This window comes from Caballeronia humi, from assembly GCF_001544475.1.
Lineage (GTDB): Bacteria > Pseudomonadota > Gammaproteobacteria > Burkholderiales > Burkholderiaceae > Caballeronia > Caballeronia humi.
Window position 1 is genome coordinate 1 of record NZ_FCNW02000042.1, and the last position, 21,780, is coordinate 21,780.

General features: G+C 63.3%; 21 protein-coding genes and 1 pseudogene. 15 read left to right on the top strand and 7 right to left on the bottom strand.

What is annotated here, in order from left to right; genetic code table 11:
- Positions 1-336: 336 nt before the first annotated feature.
- Positions 337-1,113, bottom strand: a complete 777-nt coding sequence (locus tag AWB65_RS26480; RefSeq protein WP_087669987.1) for an enoyl-CoA hydratase — start codon at positions 1,111-1,113, stop codon at positions 337-339.
- Positions 1,114-1,253: 140 nt separating this feature from the next.
- On the opposite strand from AWB65_RS26480, the gene paaN reads away from it, so the two are divergent.
- From paaN to paaK, 4 genes are all read left to right on the top strand, one after another.
- Positions 1,254-2,963 carry a phenylacetic acid degradation protein PaaN gene (gene paaN / locus AWB65_RS26485; RefSeq protein WP_087669988.1) on the top strand — a complete coding sequence of 570 codons (1,710 nt, stop codon included), beginning with the start codon at positions 1,254-1,256 and terminating at the stop codon, positions 2,961-2,963.
- Positions 2,964-3,077: 114 nt separating this feature from the next.
- Positions 3,078-3,869, top strand: a complete 792-nt coding sequence (gene paaG / locus AWB65_RS26490) for a 2-(1,2-epoxy-1,2-dihydrophenyl)acetyl-CoA isomerase PaaG (protein ID WP_087669989.1) — start codon at positions 3,078-3,080, stop codon at positions 3,867-3,869.
- Between the two features lie 56 nt (positions 3,870-3,925).
- Positions 3,926-4,312: a hydroxyphenylacetyl-CoA thioesterase PaaI gene (gene paaI / locus AWB65_RS26495; RefSeq protein ID WP_125474208.1), complete on the top strand. Its 387-nt coding sequence runs from the start codon at positions 3,926-3,928 to the stop codon at positions 4,310-4,312.
- Positions 4,313-4,384: 72 nt separating this feature from the next.
- Positions 4,385-5,686, top strand: coding sequence for a phenylacetate--CoA ligase PaaK (paaK, locus tag AWB65_RS26500; RefSeq protein WP_087669990.1), 1,302 nt, complete (start codon positions 4,385-4,387; stop codon positions 5,684-5,686).
- A gap of 58 nt (positions 5,687-5,744) precedes the next feature.
- Here the strand turns inward: paaK and mltA are convergent, their stop codons facing one another.
- Both mltA and apaG read right to left on the bottom strand, forming a co-directional pair.
- Complete coding sequence (gene mltA / locus AWB65_RS26505; protein ID WP_200821805.1) at positions 5,745-6,992, bottom strand: murein transglycosylase A; 1,248 nt, start codon at positions 6,990-6,992, stop codon at positions 5,745-5,747.
- Between the two features lie 70 nt (positions 6,993-7,062).
- Entirely contained in the window at positions 7,063-7,437 is a 375-nt protein-coding gene (gene apaG / locus AWB65_RS26510; RefSeq protein ID WP_087669992.1) for a Co2+/Mg2+ efflux facilitator ApaG/CorD, read from the bottom strand.
- Positions 7,438-7,654: 217 nt separating this feature from the next.
- Between apaG and rpe the strand changes: the two genes are divergently transcribed.
- The 8 genes from rpe to AWB65_RS26550 all read left to right on the top strand — a co-directional run bounded on the left by rpe (position 7,655) and on the right by AWB65_RS26550 (position 14,859).
- Positions 7,655-8,344, top strand: a complete 690-nt coding sequence (gene rpe / locus AWB65_RS26515) for a ribulose-phosphate 3-epimerase (RefSeq protein WP_087659454.1) — start codon at positions 7,655-7,657, stop codon at positions 8,342-8,344.
- Entirely contained in the window at positions 8,341-9,078 is a 738-nt protein-coding gene (locus tag AWB65_RS26520) for a phosphoglycolate phosphatase (protein WP_087669993.1), read from the top strand. Before rpe ends, AWB65_RS26520 begins: the two co-directional genes overlap by 4 nt.
- A gap of 408 nt (positions 9,079-9,486) precedes the next feature.
- Complete coding sequence (gene trpE / locus AWB65_RS26525; protein WP_087669994.1) at positions 9,487-10,983, top strand: anthranilate synthase component I; 1,497 nt, start codon at positions 9,487-9,489, stop codon at positions 10,981-10,983.
- A 13-nt stretch (positions 10,984-10,996) separates the two neighbouring features.
- Positions 10,997-11,581: an aminodeoxychorismate/anthranilate synthase component II gene (locus AWB65_RS26530; protein ID WP_087669995.1), complete on the top strand. Its 585-nt coding sequence runs from the start codon at positions 10,997-10,999 to the stop codon at positions 11,579-11,581.
- Between the two features lie 26 nt (positions 11,582-11,607).
- On the top strand, positions 11,608-12,639 hold the full coding sequence (trpD, locus tag AWB65_RS26535; RefSeq protein WP_087670029.1) for an anthranilate phosphoribosyltransferase: 1,032 nt from the start codon (positions 11,608-11,610) through the stop codon (positions 12,637-12,639).
- Between the two features lie 13 nt (positions 12,640-12,652).
- Complete coding sequence (gene trpC / locus AWB65_RS26540; RefSeq protein WP_087669996.1) at positions 12,653-13,438, top strand: indole-3-glycerol phosphate synthase TrpC; 786 nt, start codon at positions 12,653-12,655, stop codon at positions 13,436-13,438.
- A gap of 18 nt (positions 13,439-13,456) precedes the next feature.
- Positions 13,457-14,101, top strand: coding sequence for a CYTH domain-containing protein (locus AWB65_RS26545; RefSeq protein WP_087669997.1), 645 nt, complete (start codon positions 13,457-13,459; stop codon positions 14,099-14,101).
- A complete protein-coding gene (locus AWB65_RS26550) occupies positions 14,098-14,859 on the top strand; it encodes a uracil-DNA glycosylase (protein ID WP_087669998.1) in 762 nt (253 codons plus the stop codon). The genes AWB65_RS26545 and AWB65_RS26550 overlap by 4 nt, the downstream gene beginning before the upstream one ends.
- Positions 14,860-14,924: 65 nt before the next feature.
- On the opposite strand, the gene AWB65_RS26555 is transcribed toward AWB65_RS26550, so the two are convergent.
- From AWB65_RS26555 to AWB65_RS26570, 4 genes are all read right to left on the bottom strand, one after another.
- Entirely contained in the window at positions 14,925-15,521 is a 597-nt protein-coding gene (locus AWB65_RS26555; RefSeq protein WP_087669999.1) for an FMN-dependent NADH-azoreductase, read from the bottom strand.
- A gap of 143 nt (positions 15,522-15,664) precedes the next feature.
- Positions 15,665-17,464: a M61 family metallopeptidase gene (locus tag AWB65_RS26560; RefSeq protein WP_087670000.1), complete on the bottom strand. Its 1,800-nt coding sequence runs from the start codon at positions 17,462-17,464 to the stop codon at positions 15,665-15,667.
- Between the two features lie 122 nt (positions 17,465-17,586).
- Positions 17,587-18,315 (bottom strand): DsbC family protein, encoded by a 729-nt coding sequence (locus AWB65_RS26565; protein ID WP_087659445.1) that lies wholly within the window; start codon positions 18,313-18,315, stop codon positions 17,587-17,589.
- 59 nt (positions 18,316-18,374) lie between these two features.
- Positions 18,375-19,547, bottom strand: coding sequence for a UbiH/UbiF family hydroxylase (locus AWB65_RS26570; RefSeq protein WP_087670001.1), 1,173 nt, complete (start codon positions 19,545-19,547; stop codon positions 18,375-18,377).
- A 198-nt stretch (positions 19,548-19,745) separates the two neighbouring features.
- On the opposite strand from AWB65_RS26570, the gene ychF reads away from it, so the two are divergent.
- The 3 genes and pseudogenes from ychF to AWB65_RS37085 all read left to right on the top strand — a co-directional run.
- Entirely contained in the window at positions 19,746-20,840 is a 1,095-nt protein-coding gene (gene ychF, locus AWB65_RS26575; RefSeq protein WP_087670002.1) for a redox-regulated ATPase YchF, read from the top strand.
- 211 nt (positions 20,841-21,051) lie between these two features.
- Positions 21,052-21,531, top strand: a complete 480-nt coding sequence (locus tag AWB65_RS26580) for a YkgB family protein (RefSeq protein ID WP_087670003.1) — start codon at positions 21,052-21,054, stop codon at positions 21,529-21,531.
- A gap of 33 nt (positions 21,532-21,564) precedes the next feature.
- Positions 21,565-21,651, top strand: a pseudogene (locus AWB65_RS37085) (DUF3761 domain-containing protein); the annotation flags it as partial.
- Positions 21,652-21,780 lie beyond the last annotated feature (129 nt).

A 21,780-nucleotide genomic window follows, 5' to 3' on the forward strand; every position in this document is an offset into this window, starting at 1 on the left:
CCGAAAACCTGGAAGCCGCGTCGCCATCAAGCGCCCACACTTATCGGCTGTTAGTTTTTAAAGAACATTCGCGAGAACCCGCACCCAACCTTCAGCGCTTCGTTCTGCGTCGCTGCATCAGCAGCAGAGAAACGAGATTATGAAGAACGTTTTGTGACTCGTCAACCGGTTTTTTTAACCACCCAACCTGTCGAGCGCGTCGTAGCACCCATCCAGCAAGGCTCTCCGACTTAAGCACCCACCCCTCCTTCCCGCTCCCTTCGCCGCCCAGTGAGCTGCGAAGGAACGGAATTCTAGTGCCCGCCTACGCGTTTCGCAAGCGGTTTTTCAAAGAAATTAACGATGCTTGAAGTCCGGCTTCCGTTTCTCTACGAACGCAGCCATTCCTTCTTTTTGATCTTCGGTTGCGAAGAGCGAATGAAATAGTCGGCGTTCGAAGTGAACGCCCTCGGACAGCGTGGTTTCATAGGCGCGATTCACGGCCTCTTTCGCCATCATCACGGCAGGCAGCGAAAACCCAGCGATGATCGTCGCGGCGTCGATGGCTTCTTCCAGGAAGCGTTCGGCGGGGACGACGCGCGACACCAGGCCCGCGCGCTCCGCTTCGTCAGCGTTCATGAAGCGGGCGGTCAGGCACAGGTCCATCGCCTTCGCCTTCGATACGGCCCGCGGCAGCCGCTGCGTGCCACCTGCGCCCGGAATAACGCCGAGCTTGATCTCGGGTTGCCCGAACTTCGCGGTGTCGGCGGCGATGACGATGTCGCACATCATCGCCAACTCGCAGCCGCCACCGAGCGCGAAGCCGGCGACCGCCGCAATGATCGGCTTGCGGATCGAGCGGATGGTCTCCCAGTTGCGCGTGATGTAGTCGCCCTTGTAGACATCCATATAGGAGTAGCCCGCCATCATCCCGATGTCCGCGCCCGCCGCGAACGCCTTCTCGCTACCTGTCAGGACGATCGCGCCGATGTCGTCGTCGGCATCGAAGTGTTTAAGCGCGGTGCCAAGTTCGTCCATCAACGCGTCATTCAGCGCGTTAAGCGCCTTCGGCCGGTTCAAAGTGATCACGCCAACGCGGCCACGCACTTCGGTCAAGAGATTCTCATAAGCCATCCATTCCTCCTATGTAAGTCCGTCGTGGATTCATATCGAAAAAAGCGCTTTTCGCGCCCGTCTCGATAATGCTAACATTGCCAAACCAACCGGTCGGTTAATTAATGGGCCGGCCCGCCTCTCACCTTTCCATTCCGACGATGACACATCCGCTATTCACGAAGCACGAAGCGACGCTCGACAAAGCGCTCACAGCCATCGAAACGCGCGGCTATTGGAGCCCGTTTGCCGAAATGCCGAGCCCCAAAGTGTACGGGGAAACCGCGAACGCAGACGGCGAAGCAGCGTTCAAAAGCCACCTCAACCGCACGTTCGAACTCGACCAGCCGTCGACCGGCGAGTGGGTCGGCAGCGAGAAGTCGCCGTTCGGCATCCCGCTCGACATCCGCTATCCGAAGGCCGATCTCGACGCGCTCCTCGCCGCTTCCGGCGCAGCGCAAAAGGAGTGGCGCGCGGCCGGCCCGCAGGCCTGGGTCGGCGTCAGTCTCGAAATTCTGTCGCGTATCAATCGTGCGAGCTTCGAGATCGGGTACAGCGTGATGCACACCACCGGTCAGGCGTTCATGATGGCGTTCCAGGCGGGCGGTCCGCACGCGCAGGACCGCGCGCTGGAAGCTGTCGTCTACGCGTGGGACCAACTCCGCCGCATTCCGGCCGAAGCGCACTGGGAAAAGCCGCAGGGCAAGAACCCGCCGCTCGCGATGCAAAAGCGCTTCACCGTCGTCCCGCGCGGCACAGGCCTCGTGCTCGGCTGCTGCACTTTCCCGACGTGGAACGGCTATCCCGGCCTCTTCGCCGATCTCGCGACCGGCAACGCGGTCATCGTCAAGCCGCATCCCGGCGCGATCCTGCCGCTCGCGATCACGGTGCGCATCGCCCGCGACGTCTTGCGCGAAGCCGGCTTCGATCCGAACGTCGTGACCTTGCTCGCAACCGAGCCGAACGATGGACCGCTTGTTCAGGACCTCGCGCTGCGCCCGGAAATCAAGCTGATCGACTTCACCGGCAGCACGCAGAACGGCACCTGGCTCGAGCGCAATGCGCATCAGGCGCAGGTGTATACAGAGAAGGCCGGCGTGAACCAGATCGTCATCGATTCCGTCGATGATCTCAAAGCAGCCGCCCGCAATATCGCGTTTTCGCTCGCGCTGTACTCCGGCCAAATGTGCACGGCGCCGCAAAACATCTACGTGCCGCGCGACGGCATTCGCACGAGCGAAGGCCAACTCAGCTTCGACGACGTCGCGAAAACGCTCGCGGGCGCGGTCGAAAAGCTCGTGTCCGATCCGGCGCGTGCCGTCGAACTCACTGGCGCGATTCAAAACGACGGCGTGCTCCAACGCATCGATGAGGCGCGCAAGCTGGGTGAAGTGCTCGCCGATAGCCAGACGCTCGCGCATCCCACCTTCGCCGACGCCCGCGTTCAGTCCCCGCTGGTGCTGAAACTCGACGCTCGCACGGATTCGTCCAAGTTCACGAAAGAATGGTTCGGACCGATTTCCTTTGTGATCGCGACCGACTCGACCGCGCAATCGCTCGAACTCGCCGGCTCGATCGCCGCCGAGCACGGCGCGCTCACGCTTTCCGTCTACAGCACCGACGACGCAGTGATCGACGCCGCGCACGAAGCGGCAATCCGCGGCGGCGTCGCGCTCTCGATCAACCTGACGGGCGGCGTGTTCATCAACCAGTCGGCCGCGTTCTCGGATTTCCACGGCACGGGCGCGAACCCGGCGGCGAACGCCGCACTCGCCGATGCCGCTTTCGTCGCGAATCGCTTCCGCGTCGTTCAGAGCAGGGTGCATGTTGCGCCGAAGGCCGTGCCCGCGGAAGTCGGCCAGAAGGCATAGGCCCGATGCACGCCAGATGGCTTATGCCATCTGGCCGAATGGAAAGTGCCAGGGGTCGCGGATAGTATCGATCCACTGGCTTTTGCATCGGGTTCGTAGACTGGAGGAGACACCATGTCCGAAAAATCAATCCTTTTTCACATCGACGGCGATTCGCGCGTCGCGACGCTCACGCTCAATCGGCCGGACAAGCTCAACAGCTTCACGCGCGCGATGCACGGCGAACTGAGCCACGCGCTCACGGAAATCGAAGCGAGCAACGCGCGCGCGCTCGTCATTACGGGTGCGGGACGCGGCTTTTGCGCAGGGCAGGATCTGGCGGATCTCGATTTCACGCCGGATTCGATGACCGACCTCGGCGACCTGATCGACGAATTCTTCAATCCGCTTGTGCGGCGACTGCAGGCGATGTCGCTGCCGGTGATCGCCGCCGTCAACGGGACAGCGGCGGGCGCGGGCGCCAATCTGGCGATGGCGTGCGATCTGATCGTCGCGGGGCGCTCGGCGAGCTTCATCCAGGCGTTCGTGAAAATCGGGCTCGTGCCGGATTCGGGCGGCACCTGGCTGTTGCCGCGACGCGTCGGCGAGGCGCGCGCGCTCGGGCTGGCGCTCACGGGTGAAAAGCTGAGCGCCGAGAGGGCCGAGGCGTGGGGCATCGTCTGGCGCGTGGTCGACGATCAGGATTTGCAGCAAACGGCAGCGCAGCTCGCCGCGCAACTGGCGCAGCACCCGGCCAGCGCGGTCGCCGCGATCAAGCACGCGATTCGCGCGAGCGCCAACAACACGCTCGATCAGCAACTGGATCTCGAACGCGACTGGCAGCGCGACCTCGGCGCATCGCACGACTATGCCGAGGGCGTCGCGGCGTTCAAGGAAAAGCGTGCGCCGCGTTTTGAAGGCCTGTAAATCACCGGAGGACATCTGTGACGCCGCAACAACTCGCCGAAGCGACCGCCAAAACCATGTACGAAGCCGATGCCTGCACTCGCGGGCTCGGCATCGAACTGCTCGAAGTGCGCCCGGGCTACGCGCGCCTCTGCATGAACGTGCGCCCGGATTTCCTGAACGGCCACGACATTTGCCACGGCGGCCTCATCTTCACGCTCGCCGATTCGACATTCGCGTTCGCCTGCAACTCGTACAACATCAACACGGTCGCGGCCGGCTGTTCGATCGAGTTTCTGCGCGCCGTCAAAGGCGGCGACCGCCTGACGGCGGAAGGCATCGAGCAGACGCTCAATGGCCGCACCGGTATCTACGACATCCGCGTGACGAATCGCGAAGGCGAGACTGTCGCGATGTTTCGTGGCAAGTCGGCGCAGATCAAGGGCACGTTGCTGCCCGTCTGACGCCGATTCTGGGCATGCCTGTAAGCGCCCACGCAAGCAGTTGTGCATTAAACGACCTGAAGGAGACACCCCATGACCACCCCGCTGCCGCTCGAGCCGATTGAAAAGGCGAGCCGCGACGAACTCGCCGCGCTTCAACTAGAACGCCTGAAATGGTCGCTGAACCATGCGTATCAAAATTCGCCGGTGTATCGGCGCAAGTTCGACGAGGCCGGCGTCCACCCGGACGACGTCAAGTCGCTCGCCGATCTTGCACGCTTCCCGTTCACGACCAAGAAGGACCTGCGCGACAACTATCCGTTCGGCATGTTCGCCGTGCCGCAGGACCAGATTTCGCGGATTCACGCTTCGTCCGGGACGACGGGGAAGCCGACCGTCGTCGGCTATACGGCGAAGGACATCGATACGTGGGCGAATCTCGTCGCCCGGTCGATTCGCGCAGCGGGCGCCCGGCGCGGCGACAAAGTACACATCAGCTACGGCTACGGGCTCTTCACCGGCGGCCTTGGCGCACATTACGGCGCGGAGCGGGCCGGACTGACCGTGATTCCGTTCGGGGGCGGGCAGACTGAAAAGCAGGTCCAGCTCATCCAGGATTTCCGGCCCGACATCATCATGGTCACGCCGAGCTATATGCTGTCGATCGCCGACGAACTGGAGCGCCAGGGCATCGACCCGGCGAGCACGTCGCTGCGCATCGGCATCTTCGGCGCGGAGCCGTGGACCAACGACATGCGCTCGGCGATCGAAAAGCGCATGGGCATCGATGCCGTCGATATTTATGGTTTGTCGGAAGTGATCGGCCCGGGCGTGGCGTCGGAATGCGCGGAAACCAAGGACGGCCCGACGATCTGGGAAGACCACTTCTATCCTGAAATCATCGATCCGATTACGGGCGAACCCGTCGCGGACGGCGAATTCGGCGAACTCGTGTTTACATCGTTGACGAAAGAGGCGCTCCCGATCATCCGGTATCGCACGCGCGATCTCACGCGGCTTCTGCCCGGCACCGCGCGCACGATGCGCCGCATGGAAAAGATCACCGGACGTTCGGACGACATGATGATCATCCGCGGCGTGAACGTTTTCCCGACGCAGATCGAGGAACTGCTGCTCAAGCGCCACGTACTCGCGCCGCACTATCAGATCGTGCTGACGAAGGAAGGGCCGCTCGACGTGATGACGCTCAATGTCGAGCCGTGCCCGGAATCGGCGCCGGATCAGGCCGCGCTCGAAAGCGCTAAAGGCGCGCTCGCGTATGACATCAAGGCGCTGATCGGCGTGAGCGCCATAGTGAACGTGCTCGGTGTGAACGGGATCGAGCGTTCGGTGGGGAAAGCGCGGCGGGTGGTGGATCGCCGGAATCTGGCGTAGCGAGTGTTCGCTGCTGCTGCGATTCGCAATGCATTTCGCGAATCGCAGCTCGTCGCAATTACGAATTCGGCAGCAACAGCCACATCCGGCCGCCCTGCTTCATCCGGCCCGCGAGGTCTCCGGCATCGTCGCCGAGGCCCCAGAAGTAGTCGGCGCGCACACCGCCCTTGATCGCGCTGCCCGTGTCCTGTGCGAACACGAGACGATTCATCGGCGAGTTGCTGAGCGGGCGCGTCGTCTGCAAGAACACCGGCGTGCCTAGCGGGATCGCCGCCGGATCGACGGCGATCGAACGTTCGGGCGTCAGCGGCACGCCGAGCGCGCCGACCGGGCCATCGCCAGTTCCGGCTGCGGCCATCATGTCCGTCGATGGCATCTCGCGGAAAAACACGAAGCGCGGATTCACGTCGAGCAATGCATCGACGCGCGCCGGGTTCGCCTTCGCCCACGCCTTGATACCCTGCATCGTCGCCTGCGCGGGCGTCAGTTCCCGGCGATCCAGCAATTCACGGCCGATCGACTTGTACGGCTGGTTGTTCGTCCCTCCGAAGCCGACGCGCATCACGCTGCCGTCCTCCATCACTACACGTCCCGAGCCTTGCACCTGCAGGAAGAACGCTTCGATTGGATCGTCGACCCAGACGAGTTCGTTGCCGTTCAGCACGCCCGAGTTCTCAAGCTGCGCGCGCACCGGCAGTGCCGCGCCCTGCTTGAACCGATACGGCCAGCGATACAGCGCGTACTGATAAACCCCGTGACGCGTGCGCGCACCCCGCAAGAGCGGCTCGTAGTAACCGGTCACTAGGCCGTCGAGCGTGCCATCGGTATTCGCGAGCTGGAACGGAGTGAAATAGGTCTCGAAGAAATCGCGGGCCGCGGTCATATCAAGATCGTCAAGACGCTGGGCCGCCGCGCAGGCGCGGCGCCAGGTCGGCTGCTGCGCGACGCGGCTGCAGTTCTGACGCAGCGCGGCCGTCGCGCCGATCAGCGAATCGTCCTGCCAGCCCGGCACTTGCTGCCAGCTCACCGCCGTGAGGCGATTCGCCGCACGCTGCCCGGCCAGGGAAGGCGCGCCCGTCGGCGCCGCTCCGCTGCCCGGCTTCAGCGCCCCGCCACCGCCGCACGAAGCCAGCAGCACGGCGGTCGCGAGGGAAGCCACCCAGACCGCCACTCCTGTGGCCGGCCGCTTGAAACGCATACAATGTTCGCTCTTGATGAGAACCGCCATGTCAGATCTGTTCGACGAATATCCAATGCTTATTTTTGCGCTCGAGTCGCTCGCAGCGCTGTTCCTGCTGGTCTTTATCGTCGCGTGGACCGCGTCGGGCAAGAAGAAGAACCGGGCGAACGACTCGGCAAAACGTCGCTGATTAAATTTAGTGCAGCGTGCGCGGCATGTGCAGCGCAAATTCCGCGACGGGCGCCTCGAAGCGCTCCCCGTCCTCCGCGACGCAGAAATACTCACCGCGCATCGTGCCGACCGGCGTCGCGATCACGGCCCAGCTCGTGTACTCGAACTGCTCGCCGGGCGGCAAAAGCGGCTGATGCCCGACGACGCCGAGACCTTTCACTTCCTGCACGTGGTTGTCGCTATCGGTGATGATCCAGTGACGCGAAATCAACTGCGCGGCCACCTCGCCCGTGTTGCGGATCGTCAGCGTGTAGGCGAACGCGTACTGGCGGCTATCCGGATCGGACTGTTCGGGCAGGTAGCGCGTCTGCACCGATACGCTGAATTCATACTGGCTCATCGTCTTTCCAATTCAACAGTTCAACAATTCGTGCCGGCGCTCAGACGCGAGCCGTTTTGCCTGCTCGCGCCGCTTGGTGACGCATTCTGCTTGATGCAGCCAGCAGCCGCAACACAATGGCGCAGCCGATTTCGGCGCCGACCCGGCCATTCGGCCAGGCGCCCGAAACGCCGCAGCGCGTTAAAATGACGCCTCCCGCATGCAACCGGCCCACGCCATGACGCAATTTCGCATCGCTCCCAGCATCCTGTCCGCCGACTTCGCCAAGCTCGGCGAGGAAGTCCGCAACGTCGTCGCGGCGGGCGCCGACTGGATCCACTTCGACGTGATGGACAACCATTACGTGCCGAACCTGACCATCGGGCCGATGGTGTGCGAGGCGATCCGCCCACATGTCGACGTGCCGATCGACGTGCACCTGATGGTGCGCCCGGTCGACCGGATCATTCCGGACTTCGCGAAGGCCGGCGCCAATGTGATCAGTTTCCACCCGGAAGGTTCGGATCATATCGACCGGTCGCTCTCGCTGATCCGCGACCACGGCTGCAAGGCCGGGCTCGTGTTCAACCCGGCCACGTCGCTCAACTATCTCGATCACGTGATGGATCGCGTCGATCTGGTGCTGATCATGTCGGTGAATCCGGGCTTCGGCGGGCAGTCGTTCATTCCCGAGGCGCTCAACAAGCTGCGCGAGGCGCGCGCGCGGATTGATGCTTACCGCGAGCGAACCGGCCGCGAGATCCATCTGGAAATCGACGGCGGCGTGAAAGTCGACAACATCGCGGAAATCGCGGCGGCCGGCGCCGATACCTTCGTCGCGGGCTCGGCGATTTTCGGCAAAGGCGATTACCGCAAGGTGATCGACGAAATGCGGGCGGAACTGGCGAAGGAAGGAGCAAAACAATGAGCGAAGTCGCGGAGGCGTTGCCCTCGTTTTCAAACAAGCCGATTCGCGCGGCGATCATCGATCTCGACGGCACGATGGTCGATACCGCCGACGACTTCGTCGCGGCCCTCAATGCGATGCTCGCGCGCATCGGCTCGACGCCGACCGTGCGCGAAGAAGTGGTCGGCTACGTGGGCAAGGGGTCGGAGAACCTGATCCGCAGCGTGCTCGCCGTGCGCTTCTCGCCGTCGCAGGCGACCGCGCAATTCGACGACGCGCTCGCCATCTACCAGAGCGAATACGCGAAAATCAACGGCCGGCACTCCACGCTCTTTCCGCAAGTGAAAGAAGGGCTTGAAGCGATGCGCGATCTCGGCATCTCGCTCGCCTGCGTGACGAACAAGCCGCACCGGTTCGCGGTGGAATTGCTGACGCACTTCGGCCTCGTCGGCTATTTCAAGGTCGTGCTCGGCGGCGATTCGCTCGCGCAAAAGAAGCCCGATCCGCTGCCGATGCTGACCGCTTGCGAGCGGCTCGACGTGCTTCCGCGTGAAACGGTCGCGGTCGGCGATTCGGAAAACGACGCGCTCGCGGGCCGCGCGGCGGGCATGGCGACGCTCACCGTGCCCTACGGCTACAACCACGGCAAAGCTGTGCAATCAGTGAAATCCGATGGTATAGTTTCCACGCTGCACGCCGCAGCACAGGCGATCGCCGCTACGCTGGCGCCGCCCACACCTGAACCGACTGAATAGTCCACCCTCATGTTTCTGAACAAAAAACGGAGTCTGAGCAGCATCGACCGGGGAGCCTGGCCCTGGCGTCGCTGGTCGCGCTAACCTCGCCTGAGGTACGCTGAAGCCCTGCGCTTCAGCACCGTTTTTTGTTTCGCTGCGCATCCGCGCGCCGATCCCGCTGATTTGCTTGTTTTGCTTGGCCGTCGTCGAGTTTCGCTCGATGGTTGCCCGAGCCGCATCATTCGCTGCGTCTGGCGTTTGTGTCGCATCGCGCGTCTTCCGATAACGCGTTGCGCCACGACGCAATCGGCTGAATGCGGCCACTCGCGAGATCGCCGTCGTGCGGAAAAAGCCTCCCGCAGCGCCCCAGTTTTTGCCCGATGCCGCGTATAAATCGAACACGCGCGACACGTAAAGGATCGAAACATGACCGAACTCGAATTCCAATCGCTGGCGAACGAAGGTTTCAATCGCATTCCGCTCATCGCCGAAGCGCTCGCCGACCTTGAAACGCCGCTCTCGCTCTATCTCAAGCTCGCTCAGACCGAACGCAACGGCGCCAACTCTTTCCTGCTGGAATCGGTGGTCGGCGGGGAGCGCTTCGGGCGTTACTCGTTCATCGGGCTGCCCGCGCGCACGATGGTCCGCGCGCAGAACGGCGTGTCGGAAGTGGTGCGGGACGGCCAGGTGGTCGAGACGGACGAAGGCGATCCGCTCGCGTTCATCGAGCAATTCCAGAAACGCTTCAAAGTGGCGCAGCGCCCCGGCCTGCCGCGTTTTTGCGGCGGCCTCGCGGGCTACTTCGGCTACGACGCGGTGCGTTATATCGAGAAGAAACTCGCGAATTCCGCGCCGACCGACGATCTCGGCCTGCCCGACATCCAGTTGCTGCTGACGGAAGAAGTCGCGGTCATCGACAATCTGGCGGGCAAGCTCTACCTGATCGTCTACGCCGATCCCGCCGCGCCCGAGGCCTACGCGAAGGCGAAGCAGCGTCTGCGCGAACTGCGCGCGCGGTTGCGAGCGACGGTCCAGCCGCCGGTCACCTCGCCGAGCGTGCGCACCGAAACTTTCCGCGAGTTCAAGAAAGAGGATTATCTGAACGCCGTGCGCCGCGCGAAGGAATACATCGCGGCCGGCGAACTGATGCAGGTGCAAGTCGGCCAGCGGCTCATCAAGCCGTTCCGCGACAATCCGCTCTCGCTGTATCGCGCGCTGCGGTCGCTGAATCCGTCGCCCTATATGTATTACTACAACTTCGGCGGCGAGTTTCATGTCGTCGGGGCGTCGCCGGAGATTCTCGTGCGCCAGGAACAGCGCGCCGACGATCACATCGTGACGATTCGCCCGCTCGCCGGCACGCGGCCGCGCGGCAATACGCCCGAGCGCGACGCCGAACTCGCCACCGAACTGCTGAACGACCCGAAGGAAATCGCCGAGCACGTAATGCTGATCGATCTGGCGCGCAACGATGTCGGCCGGATCGCGGTGACGGGGTCGGTCGCCGTCACCGACAAAATGATCATCGAGAAGTATTCGCACGTTCAGCACATCGTGAGTTCGGTCGAGGGCAAGCTGAAGCCCGGCGTGACAAACTACGACGTGCTGCGCGCGACCTTCCCCGCCGGCACGCTCTCGGGCGCGCCGAAAGTGCGCGCGATGGAACTCATCGACGAACTCGAACCCGTGAAGCGCGGCTTGTACGGCGGCGCCGTCGGGTATCTGTCGTTCACGGGCGAAATGGATCTCGCGATCGCAATTCGCACCGGCCTCATCCACAAGGGCAATCTGTATGTGCAGGCGGCGGCGGGCGTCGTCGCGGATTCGGTCCCCGAATCCGAATGGCAAGAGACCGAGAACAAGGCGCGCGCCGTGCTGCGCGCCGCCGAGCAAGTGCAAGACGGCCTCGATAGCGATTTCTGACCGGAGACAGACCATGCTGCTGATGATCGACAACTACGACTCGTTCACCTATAACCTGGTCCAGTACTTCGGCGAACTCGGCGAAGACGTCCAGACGTACCGCAACGACGAAATCACCCTCGACGGCATCGCGAAGCTCAATCCGGAGCGCATTTGTCTCTCGCCCGGGCCGAGCAACCCGCAGCACGCCGGCATCACGCTCGACGTGCTGCGCGAATTTTCCGGCAAGCTGCCGATTCTCGGCGTCTGCCTGGGCCATCAGGCGATCGGCGAGGCGTTCGGAGGACGCGTCGTGCGCGCGCAGACCATCATGCACGGCAAGGTGAGCGAGATCGAAACCGACTGCAAGGGCGTGTTCGCCGACCTGCCGAAGCATTTCAAGGTGACGCGCTATCACTCGCTCGCGATCGAGCGCGAGTCGCTGCCCGACTGTCTCGAAATTTCCGCGTGGACGCCCGACGGCGAAATCATGGGCGTGCGGCACAGGGAACTGGCAGTCGAAGGCGTGCAATTCCACCCCGAATCGATCCTGTCCGAGCACGGCCATGCGCTGCTCGAGAACTTCGTGAAAAGCCCGGCGCAAGGCAAACGCGCGTGAAGATCGACCCGAAGAGCGAATCCACCATGACCATCACTCCGCAAGAAGCGTTGCAGCGCACGATCGAGCATCGCGAGATTTTTCACGACGAAATGCTGCACCTGATGCGCATGATCATGCGCGGCGAGATGTCGCCTGTCATGGCCGCCGCGATCATCACCGGCTTGCGCGTCAAGAAGGAAACCATCGGCGAGATCGCCGCCGCCGCGACCGTGATGCGCGAGTTCGCGAACCACGTCGAAGTCGAGGACAACTCGAATTTCGTCGATATCGTCGGCACGGGCGGCGACGGCTCGCACACCTTCAACATCTCCACCGCGACGATGTTCGTCAGCGCGGCAGCCGGCGCGAAGGTCGCGAAGCACGGCAACCGCGGCGTGTCGAGCAAGTCGGGCAGCGCGGACGTGCTCGAAGCGCTCGGCGTCAATATCGACCTGAGCCCGGAACAAGTGGCGGCATCGATTGCCGAAACCGGCATGGGCTTCATGTTCGCGCCGAACCATCATCCGGCGATGAAGAACATCGCGCCGGTGCGCCGCGAACTGGGGGTACGGACGATTTTCAACATTCTCGGCCCGCTGACCAATCCGGCGGGCGCGCCGAACCAGTTGCAGGGCGTGTTCCACGAGGATCTGGTCGGCATTCAGGTGCGCGTGATGCAGCGTCTGGGCGCAAAGCACGTGCTCGTCGTCTACGGCAAGGACGGCATGGATGAGGTGTCGCTCGGCGCGGCGACGAAAGTCGGCGAACTGGTGAACGGCGAAGTCCGTGAATACGAGATTCATCCGGAGGACTTCGGCCTGCAAATGGTGTCGAATCGCACGTTGAAGGTGGAAGACGCGCAGGAATCGAAGGCGATGTTGCTCGGCGCGCTGAACAACAAGCAGGGCGTCGCGCGGGAGATCGTCACGTTGAACGCGGGCACGGCGCTTTATGCGGCGAATATCGTCGAATCGATCGCGGACGGCATGCAGGTGGCGCGCGAAGCGATCGCGAGCGGCGCGGCACGCGAAAAAGTCGACGAACTCGTACGCTTCACGCAGCAATTCTCAAAGTAACCGGATTCAGACCATGAGCGACATTCTCGACCGCATCATCGCGGTCAAACGCGAGGAAATCCGCACCGCCGAGCAGAGCGCGCCGCTGGAAGAGCTGCGGCTGGAAGCGAGCACGCGCGATCATCGCGACTTCGTCGGCGCGTTGCGCGCGAAGCACGCCGAGGGCAAGCCCGCGATCATCGCGGAAGTGAAGAAGGCGAGCCCGTCGAAGGGTGTTCTGCGTGAAAACTTCGTCCCCGCCGACATTGCCCGCTCGTATGAAAAAGGCGGCGCCGCGTGTCTTTCGGTGCTGACGGACGTGCAGTTCTTCAAGGGCAGCGTGGCGTATCTCGAAGAAGCGCGTGCCGCGTGCAGCGTGCCGGTGCTGCGCAAGGACTTCATCATCGATCCGTACCAGATCCTCGAAGCGCGCGCGATGGGCGCCGACTGCATCCTGCTGATCGCCGCGGCACTCGAACTGTCGCAGATGCAGGACCTCGAAGCCTACGCGCATTCGCTCGGGCTCGCGGTGCTCGTCGAAGTACATGATGCCGAGGAATTGCACCAGTCGCTCACGCTGAAGACGCCGCTCATCGGCATCAACAATCGCAACCTGCGCACGTTCGAGACGTCGATCGAGACAACCATTGGCATGCTCGAAGCGATTCCGGACGACCGCATCGTCGTGACCGAATCGGGGATCATGAGCCGCGTCGACGTGGACCGGCTGCGCGCGATGGACGTGCACACGTTCCTCGTCGGCGAAGCGTTCATGCGCGCCGACGATCCGGGCACCGAACTCGCCCGCATGTTCTTCTAACGCTTCCGGACCGTCATTTTGAGCATCGAACGCGAGATCAAGCTGGCGCTGCCGGCGCTGCAGCACGACGACGTCGCGCGCTTCTTCACCGAGCGCACCGGCGAACAGGGCACGACGATCGTGCTCGCGAACATTTATTTCGACACGCCCGACCTGCGACTCGCGAAAGCGAAAAGCGCGCTGCGCCTGCGCCGCACGCCGGATCAGTGGCTGCAGACGTACAAGACGATCGGGCAATCGAAGGCGGGTTTGCACAGCCGGCACGAGTGGGAAATGCCGGTGGCGGGTGAAAAGCTCGAAATCGAAGCGATCCTCGCCGCCTGCAGCGAAGACGACGCCTGCGGCGCCCTGAAAGAGGCCGCGTCCGAGCTGACCGCCCTCTTCCGCACGGATTTCGAGCGCCGTTACTGGACCATCGAGCACGAAGGCGCCACGATCGAAGCCGCGCTCGATCTTGGCGAAGTGAGCGCCGAAATTGATGGCGAAACCCGCAAATCTCCGATCAGCGAGGTCGAGCTGGAACTAAAATCCGGCGACGAGAACGCGTTGTCGACGCTGTCCGCCGAATTGCGCGGCGCGTTTCCCGACCTGCAACCGGACGACGTAAGCAAGGCGCAGCGCGGATATCGCTTGCGCGAGCGGAAACCGGACGCGTCGAAATGAACCAGGCGACACTTTTCGACGTTCCCCAGGCCACGGCCACGCTGGAAAGCCAGTTCGACGCGCTGCCGTCCGCCTGGCGCAAGCACTTGCAGCCTTTCATCGAGAGCAAGCACTACGCGGCGCTGTGCGCTTTCGTCGATGCGGAGCGCGCGGTGGGCAAAACCGTCTATCCCGCCGATGTTTTCCGCGCACTGCGTCTGACGAGTCCGGACGACGTGAAAGTCGTCATCCTCGGTCAGGACCCGTATCACGGCGAGGATCGCGGCGCGCCGCAGGCTCACGGACTGGCGTTTTCGGTGCCGTCGCCGGTGCGGCCGCCGCCGTCGCTGCGCAATATCTTCAAGGAAATCAACGCGAGTCTCGGTTTCGAGCCGCCGAAGCACGGCTGCCTCGATGCGTGGGCGAAGCAAGGCGTGCTGCTGCTGAACACCTCGCTGACGGTGGAGCGCGACAAGGCCGGTAGCCATGCGAAGCGCGGCTGGGAGCAATGCACCGACACGCTGATCCACGAACTCGCAACGCGCCACGACGGCCTCGTCTTCATGCTGTGGGGCACGCACGCGCAGGCGAAACGCGCGCTGATCGCGGACACAGGCAAAGCGCATTGCGTGCTGGAGGCGCCCCATCCGTCGCCGTTGTCGGCGCATCGCGGGTTTCTCGGCTGCGGCCACTTCGCGATGGCGAACGATTTTCTGCAAAAACAAGGCCGCCCGCCGATCGACTGGCGGCTCCCCGACGATCCGCAACTGCTCGCCTGAAAATGCAAAAACCCGCCGCGGTCCGAAGTCCCGGCGGGTTTTTTACGGCCGGCTACTGCGGCAACTTAGACCGCGGCAATCGCTTCACGTGCGCTGGCGAGTGCGGCGCCGGCCACGTCCGGACCCATCGCCAGGCCTTCGGCGTAGATGAAGCTCACGTCGGTCATGCCAAGGAAGCCGAGGAACGACTTGAGGTACGGCGTCTGCGAATCGTGCGGCGTGCCAGCGTACTTGCCGCCGCGCGCCGACACCACGTACACCTTCTTGCCCTTGACCAGACCTTCCGGACCGTTCGCCGTGTACTGGAACGTGATCCCGGCGCGGGCGATCCAGTCGAAATACGTCTTCAGTTGCGACGAAATGCCGAAGTTGTACAGCGGCGCTGCGATCACGATGACATCGGCGGCTTGCAGTTCTGCGATTAGCGCTTCGCTCTTCGCGTTGATCGCGGCTTGCTCGGCGGTGCGCTGGTCGGCCGGCGTGAAGAAGGCGCCGAGCGTAGCGTCGTCGAGGTGCGGCAGGTTGTCGGCGAGCAGGTTGCGGACGACGGTCGTCGCGCCGGGATTCGCTTGTTGCAGTTTTGCGGTGAGTTCGTCGGCGAGCAGCGTCGATTGGGCGCCTTGCGAACGTGCAGCGGAATTGATTTGCAGAATGGTCGTCATGATGGCTCCTGTGCTTCGTTTGGTTTCGGGCGCCGTTTGCGCTCGGGACAGGATGCATTCTTCGTTTTTCCGACGACCGGAACAAGCTGTGCACTCGCGACGGATTGTTGCATGGGTAGAACAATCCGCCACTTTAGCGTGTTTTATCCCTTCAGCCAGCGCTCGCGCCATTGTTTCGCCGGGCCGCGTCCGTCGACGGGCGAAAGCGTGTAGCGCGTGACTTCCGGCGCGTCGAGTTTCAGCTCCGTGCGGCGCAACTCGTCGCGTCGGAACGCGTGCACTTCCACCTTCGCGCCCGGCAGATAGCGCGAAAGCAGCCCGTCGAGATTCGACCCGGTGACGCGCAGCCCGTCGATCGCCACCAGCACGTCGCCCGCCGACAAACCCGCCTTCTGCGCCGCCCCGCCGTCGTGGACGACCGCGAGCGTGCAATCCGCGCCGCCGCGCGTGCGCGCGCCGAGCGACGGCTTGCCGGCGGTGCCGTTCGTCGCGAGATCGGTTGCGAGCGTGACGCCGAACGGCTCGAAGAGCGCGTCGAGCGGCAGGTCACGCGTGCCGTGGACGCCATCGCGAAAGAGCTTCCGCAGATCGGCGCCGGTGGCTTCGGCGAACAGCGCTTCGACTTCCGATTCCGCGATGCCGCGCGCCTTGCCGTTGTAGAAATCACGGCCGTAGCGTTGCCAGAGCAAGCGCATCACGTCGTCGAGCGACTTGCGGTTGGCGGTTTGCGCGCGAATCGACAAATCGAAGGCGAGCGCGATCAGCGAGCCTTTCTGGTAATAGCTGACGATTGCGTTCGGCGAGTTTTCGTCGGCGCGGTAATACTTGACCCACGCGTCAAACGAGCTTTCCGCGACGGTCTGCTTCAGCCGGCCGCTGCCGCGCTGCACACCGGCGATCGTCTTGCCGACGAGCGTGAAATAGTCGCCCGCGTTGATCAGGCCGCTACGCACGAGCATCAGATCGTCGTAATAGGACGTGAAGCCCTCGAACAGCCACAACAGCGACGTGTAATTCTCCTGCGACAGATCGTACGGCGCGAACGCCGCCGGCTTGATGCGCTTCACGTTCCACGTATGGAAATACTCGTGGCTGCACAGGCCGAGATACGTGCGATAGCCGTCGGTCATCTCGGCGCGGCCCTGCACCGGCAGATCGCCGCGATTGCAGATCAGCGCCGTCGACGCGCGATGCTCCAGCCCGCCATAACCATCCGCGACGGCGACCGTCATGAACACATAGCGATCGACCGGCGCCTTTTTCGTGCGCGGCTCGAACAGCGCGATCTGCGCCTCGCAGACGCGCTTCAGGTCCGCCGCAAGCCGGTTCATATCGAGATTGGTCACGCGGCCCGAGATCACGATGTCGTGCTTCACGCCGTGCGCGCTGAAGCTGCCGAGCGCGAATTCGCCGAGCGTCACCGGGTGATCGGCGAGTTCGTCGTAGTTCTGCGCCTGATACGTGCCGAAGCCGTAGCGCTTCGTGCCGCGCGCCTCCGGGAGCGCCGTCGCGACGCGCCAGTTGCGATACGCCGCGCCCTGCGGCGCCTGGATATCGACGGAGCATGGCGCATCAGCCTGTCCCTCTACCGCGAGGAACACGCTCGTGCCATTGAAGAAGCCGACGGTGTCGTCGAGATGCGCGGCGCGCACCGACATGTCCCAGCCGTAGACCTCATAGCGCAGCGTGATCGGGCCGTCGTGCGGCGCCACTTGCCACGCGTGCTTGTCGATTTTCTCGATCCCAATCCGGCGGCCCGCCGCGTTGAACGCCTGCAGCGTCACGATGTTGCGCGCGAACTCGCGGATCATGTAGCTGCCGGGAATCCACACGGGGAGCATGAAGCGCTGCCCGGCCGGATCGGGCTCGGCGACGGTCAGCGTCACTTCGAACAGATGCGCGGCGGGATTCTTCGGAACGATGGTGTACTGGATCGGATTCATCGTGCTTGTCCTTTTTATATTGCGGCTCACGTGCTGCGGCTCGCTTCGACGGCAGGCCGGAATCGGCGGCCAGAAATCAGAAGAGGCGCGTTGCGCGCCTCTCGTCGGGATGATTCAGGAACTCAGCGAACCGCCGACAGTTCCTTTTCCAGCCGGTCGGCCGGCACGGCGCCCGGCAGGCGGCGGCCATCGGCGAGGAAGACGGTCGGCGTGCCGGTCACGTTCATCGACTTGCCGAGCTGCATGTTCTTGTCGATCGCGGTGGTGTCGCAGCTCGCGAGCGCCGGTGTCTTGTGGTCGAGCATCCAGCCTTCCCAAGCCATCGCGCGGTCCTTCGCGCACCAGATCGACTTCGATTTCGTCGTCGAATCCGGCGAGAGCACCGGATACAGGAACGTGTAGACGGTCACGTTGTCGACGGATTTCAACGTCGTTTCGAGTTGTTTGCAGTACGGGCAGTTCGGGTCGGAGAACACCGCGATCTTGCGGCTGCCATTGCCCTTCACCACCTTCACCGCGTTCTCGAACGGCAGCTTCGCGAAGTCGATCTTGTTGGTTTCCGCGAGCCGCGCTTCCGTCAGATTGCTGCGCGTGCGCGTGTCGACGAGGTCGCCGAGCAGCACGTAGTTGCCGGTCGCGTCGCTGTAGACGATCTGTGTCCCGAGGTTGATCTCATAAAGCCCCGGAATCGGCGACTTCTCGACGCTCTTGATGGTCGCGTCGCCCATGCGCGATTGCAGCGTCGACTTGAGTTTGTCGGTGGTCTGGTCGGCTTGCGCCGAGCAACCGATGCCGAAGATCGCGCCGAGCATGGCAGCGGCGACAACGGCTGAACGAAGAGTATTTTTCATGCGAATTCCTGTGATTCCTGAAAGGCGCGCCGCTTTTTGAGCCAAGGCGCGCCGCGTGATTAACCGAGCGCCGCCGAGACCAGCCAGCGCTTGACGAGCGGTTGCGCGCCGACGAGCGCCATGCCCGTGTTGCGCACCGCTCGCGCGAACGTGCCCGGCACGGAAAAGAGTTTTTGCAGGCCGTCGGTTGCGACGACGAGCTTTTGAATATCCTCGCGACGCGCCCGTTCGTAGCGTCGCAACAGCACGGGATCGCCGAGGTCGCGGAACGCTTCCTTGTTCGCGAGAACGTCGGCGAGCGCGGCGACGTCGCGCAGGCCGAGGTTCATGCCTTGTCCCGCGAGCGGATGGATCAGATGCGCCGCATCGCCGACGAGCGCCACGCGCGGCGCGATCAGCCGGTCGACCGTTTGCAGCGCGAGCGGAAAACCCTGCGCCGGTGTCACGCATTCAAGCGCGCCGAGCATGTTCTGCGTCGCCGTTTCGACTTCAGCCGCGAGCTGCGCCGGATCGAGGGCGAGGAGCGCGTCGGCGTGATCGGTGCGTGCGGACCAGACGAGCGACACGTGATCGCCCGGCAACGGCAGCAAAGCGATGATTTCGGTGTCGCGGAACCACTGGTACGCCGTCTCGCCGTGCGGCTTCTCGGCCTTGAAATTCGCGACGACGCCCGTCTGCCGGTAATCGCGCCGCGTTGCCTTCGAACCGATTTGCGCGCGGACCCAGGAATGCGCACCATCCGCGCCGACAACCAGATCCGCCTCCAGCGTCTCGCCGCTCGCGAGCGTGACGTGCGCGGCGGCGTCCTCGACGGTCATGCCTTGCGCGCGCGAGTCGAACCACGAGAGGTTCGGCTGGAAGCGCAGCGCGGTATCGAGCGAGCTTTCGATCAGCGACGATTCCACGATCCACGCCAGTTGCGGCACCGACGCCTGGAACGCGGAGAAGTGCAGTTCAGCGTGGGTATCGCCGAAAACGCGCATGTCGAAGACAGGGCCCAGGCGCGAGCGATCGAGCGCCTGCCAGACGCGCAGCCGTTCCAGCAGCGCCTGCGAACTCGATGACAGCGCATAGATGCGCGAATCGAACGCCGCGCCCGCCGGCAGCACCGCGGCGGGCGCGGCGACGAGCGCCGTGCGCAGGCCGGACTGGGTCAGCGCGAGCGCCGCCGTCTTGCCGACGAGCCCGCCGCCGACGACCACCGCGTGGAAAGTCTGGGGATGGGAAGTCATCTGGGCATTATAGCTGCGGGGTTTGGCGCGATCGGGGCCGGATTGCCGGCGTGACGCGGCGTTACAATAGCGCTTTGCCCGGCCGCTCGACGTGGCCACCCGTTGCGCGCGGTCCGCTGCGGCTTTTTGCCCCGGGTCCGCACGCGCGATCAGCGAAACTCACGCGGCCCGCGCCGTTTCACCAGTTCGAAGGATTCCATGAGCCTCCAATGCGGCATCGTCGGCTTGCCTAACGTCGGCAAGTCCACTCTTTTCAATGCACTGACCAAGGCGGGGATTGCCGCCGAAAACTATCCGTTCTGCACGATCGAGCCGAATGTCGGCGTGGTCGAGGTGCCGGACGCGCGGCTGCAGAAGCTCGCCGACATCGTCAAGCCGGAGCGCATCCTGCCGGCGGTGGTCGAATTCGTCGATATCGCCGGGCTGGTCGCGGGAGCGAGCAAGGGCGAGGGCCTGGGCAACCAGTTCCTCGCGAACATCCGCGAAACCGATGCGATCACGCACGTCGTGCGCTGTTTCGAGGACGAGAACGTGATTCACGTCGCGAACAAGATCGACCCGCTCGCTGATATCGAAGTAATCAACACCGAACTCGCGCTCGCCGATCTGGCAACGGTCGAAAAGGCGCTCACGCGTTATTCGAAGGCGGCGAAGTCGGGTAATGACAAGGAAGCGGGAAAGCTGGTCGCGGTGCTGGAACGAGTTCGCGCGCAGTTGGATCAGGCGAAGCCGGTCCGCGCGCTCGATTTCTCCGACGACGAGCGTCTGCTGATCAAACCGTTTTGCCTGATCACGTCGAAGCCGACGATGTACGTCGCCAACGTGAAGGAGAACGGGTTCGAGAACAATCCTTATCTGGATGCGGTGCGCAAGCACGCTGAGACGGAGAATGCGCCGGTGGTCGCGGTGTGCGCGGCGATCGAAGCGGAAATCGCCGATCTGGATGATGCCGATAAACAGGAGTTTCTCGCGGATATCGGTATGGAAGAGCCGGGGTTGAACCGGGTTATTCGGGCGGGTTATAAACTGCTTGGATTGCAGACTTACTTTACGGCCGGTGTGAAAGAAGTGCGCGCGTGGACGATTCATATTGGTGATACCGCGCCTCAGGCGGCGGGCGCGATTCATACTGACTTTGAGCGTGGGTTTATTCGCGCACAGACTATCGCGTTTAATGATTTTATTGGTTTCAAGGGCGAGCAAGGCGCGAAAGAAGCTGGGAAGATGCGGGCGGAAGGGAAGGAGTATGTGGTCCATGACGGTGATGTGATGAACTTCCTTTTTAACGTGTAAGCGTCAAGAACTGTTGTAAAGCGCTTGTCAAAGAAAGCGGAGTCCCCGATAAAGGGGCTCCGCTTTTTTTTGCCCGTTTCATTCGCATAACGGATGAAGCGCCGGCATTCCTGATCTGCCGATCCCCAAACCGGAAGAAATGCTGAATCACGAGGAAGCGGAAAAATAAATGCAGCAAATTAATAACCGTTAATCCTTAGGATAGCCACTGATGTCGTCAATCAAACAGACCTTGAACCGCTTTTCGCAATCGACGTGGGACATTTCGTATCTTCGCGGCGCGATGATCGTCATCTTTTTCTTCTTCGGCTACTCGAAGTGGTTTCCTTATGAAGCCGAAGGGCTTTTTCCGCTGCTGAGCCACAGCCCGATTCTTTCATGGACGCTCGGCGCTTTTGGGAAGCTTGGCGCGAGTCATGCGCTGGGCGTCGCCGAATGGACCATCTGCACGCTGATGATTCTGGGGATCTGGTTCCCGCGTCTGGCGGTTGCCGGCGCACTGGGCTCGCTCGCGACGTTCGCGACGACCACCACGCTGATTTTCTCGACGCCGGGTGCATGGGAGGCATCGGCCGGCGGCTTCCCGGCGATGGGCGGCGCAACCGGCTTCCTCCTCAAGGACATCGTGCTGTTCGGCGCATCGCTCGTGTTGCTGAAGGCGGGGTTGAAGCGGGTTCAGCGGCGGGAATGAGCCGCTAAGACCGTGAGTCGTCGTGGATGACGCGCCTCTGCCCGACGCCGCGACGGCACCGACAGCTTCAGCCGCCATCGCTCCGGCACCTGCTCGCGGCATGGCTGCGTGGCGGCGTGGCGGCGTGGCAATAGCGCCGCGCTCGAATCCGCAGCAGCCTCGGCGCACCCCGCCCGTCCTCGCGAAGTACAATGACTCCTCTCCCGCAGGCGCCGTTCGCGCGACTCCGGGAACGCGCGCCGCCCGCTG

Coding starts and splice junctions, on each gene's coding strand:
- AWB65_RS26555 (WP_087669999.1), bottom strand. CDS start 15,521: ATGACGACCATTCTGCAAATCAATTCCGCTGCACGTTCGCAAGGCGCC.
- trpE (WP_087669994.1), top strand. CDS start 9,487: ATGACCGAACTCGAATTCCAATCGCTGGCGAACGAAGGTTTCAATCGC.
- AWB65_RS26570 (WP_087670001.1), bottom strand. CDS start 19,547: ATGACTTCCCATCCCCAGACTTTCCACGCGGTGGTCGTCGGCGGCGGG.
- paaK (WP_087669990.1), top strand. CDS start 4,385: ATGACCACCCCGCTGCCGCTCGAGCCGATTGAAAAGGCGAGCCGCGAC.
- rpe (WP_087659454.1), top strand. CDS start 7,655: ATGACGCAATTTCGCATCGCTCCCAGCATCCTGTCCGCCGACTTCGCC.
- AWB65_RS26550 (WP_087669998.1), top strand. CDS start 14,098: ATGAACCAGGCGACACTTTTCGACGTTCCCCAGGCCACGGCCACGCTG.
- trpC (WP_087669996.1), top strand. CDS start 12,653: ATGAGCGACATTCTCGACCGCATCATCGCGGTCAAACGCGAGGAAATC.
- AWB65_RS26580 (WP_087670003.1), top strand. CDS start 21,052: ATGTCGTCAATCAAACAGACCTTGAACCGCTTTTCGCAATCGACGTGG.
- AWB65_RS26520 (WP_087669993.1), top strand. CDS start 8,341: ATGAGCGAAGTCGCGGAGGCGTTGCCCTCGTTTTCAAACAAGCCGATT.
- paaG (WP_087669989.1), top strand. CDS start 3,078: ATGTCCGAAAAATCAATCCTTTTTCACATCGACGGCGATTCGCGCGTC.
- paaI (WP_125474208.1), top strand. CDS start 3,926: ATGTACGAAGCCGATGCCTGCACTCGCGGGCTCGGCATCGAACTGCTC.
- trpD (WP_087670029.1), top strand. CDS start 11,608: ATGACCATCACTCCGCAAGAAGCGTTGCAGCGCACGATCGAGCATCGC.
- AWB65_RS26480 (WP_087669987.1), bottom strand. CDS start 1,113: ATGGCTTATGAGAATCTCTTGACCGAAGTGCGTGGCCGCGTTGGCGTG.
- paaN (WP_087669988.1), top strand. CDS start 1,254: ATGACACATCCGCTATTCACGAAGCACGAAGCGACGCTCGACAAAGCG.
- ychF (WP_087670002.1), top strand. CDS start 19,746: ATGAGCCTCCAATGCGGCATCGTCGGCTTGCCTAACGTCGGCAAGTCC.
- AWB65_RS26530 (WP_087669995.1), top strand. CDS start 10,997: ATGCTGCTGATGATCGACAACTACGACTCGTTCACCTATAACCTGGTC.
- AWB65_RS26560 (WP_087670000.1), bottom strand. CDS start 17,464: ATGAATCCGATCCAGTACACCATCGTTCCGAAGAATCCCGCCGCGCAT.
- AWB65_RS26565 (WP_087659445.1), bottom strand. CDS start 18,315: ATGAAAAATACTCTTCGTTCAGCCGTTGTCGCCGCTGCCATGCTCGGC.
- apaG (WP_087669992.1), bottom strand. CDS start 7,437: ATGAGCCAGTATGAATTCAGCGTATCGGTGCAGACGCGCTACCTGCCC.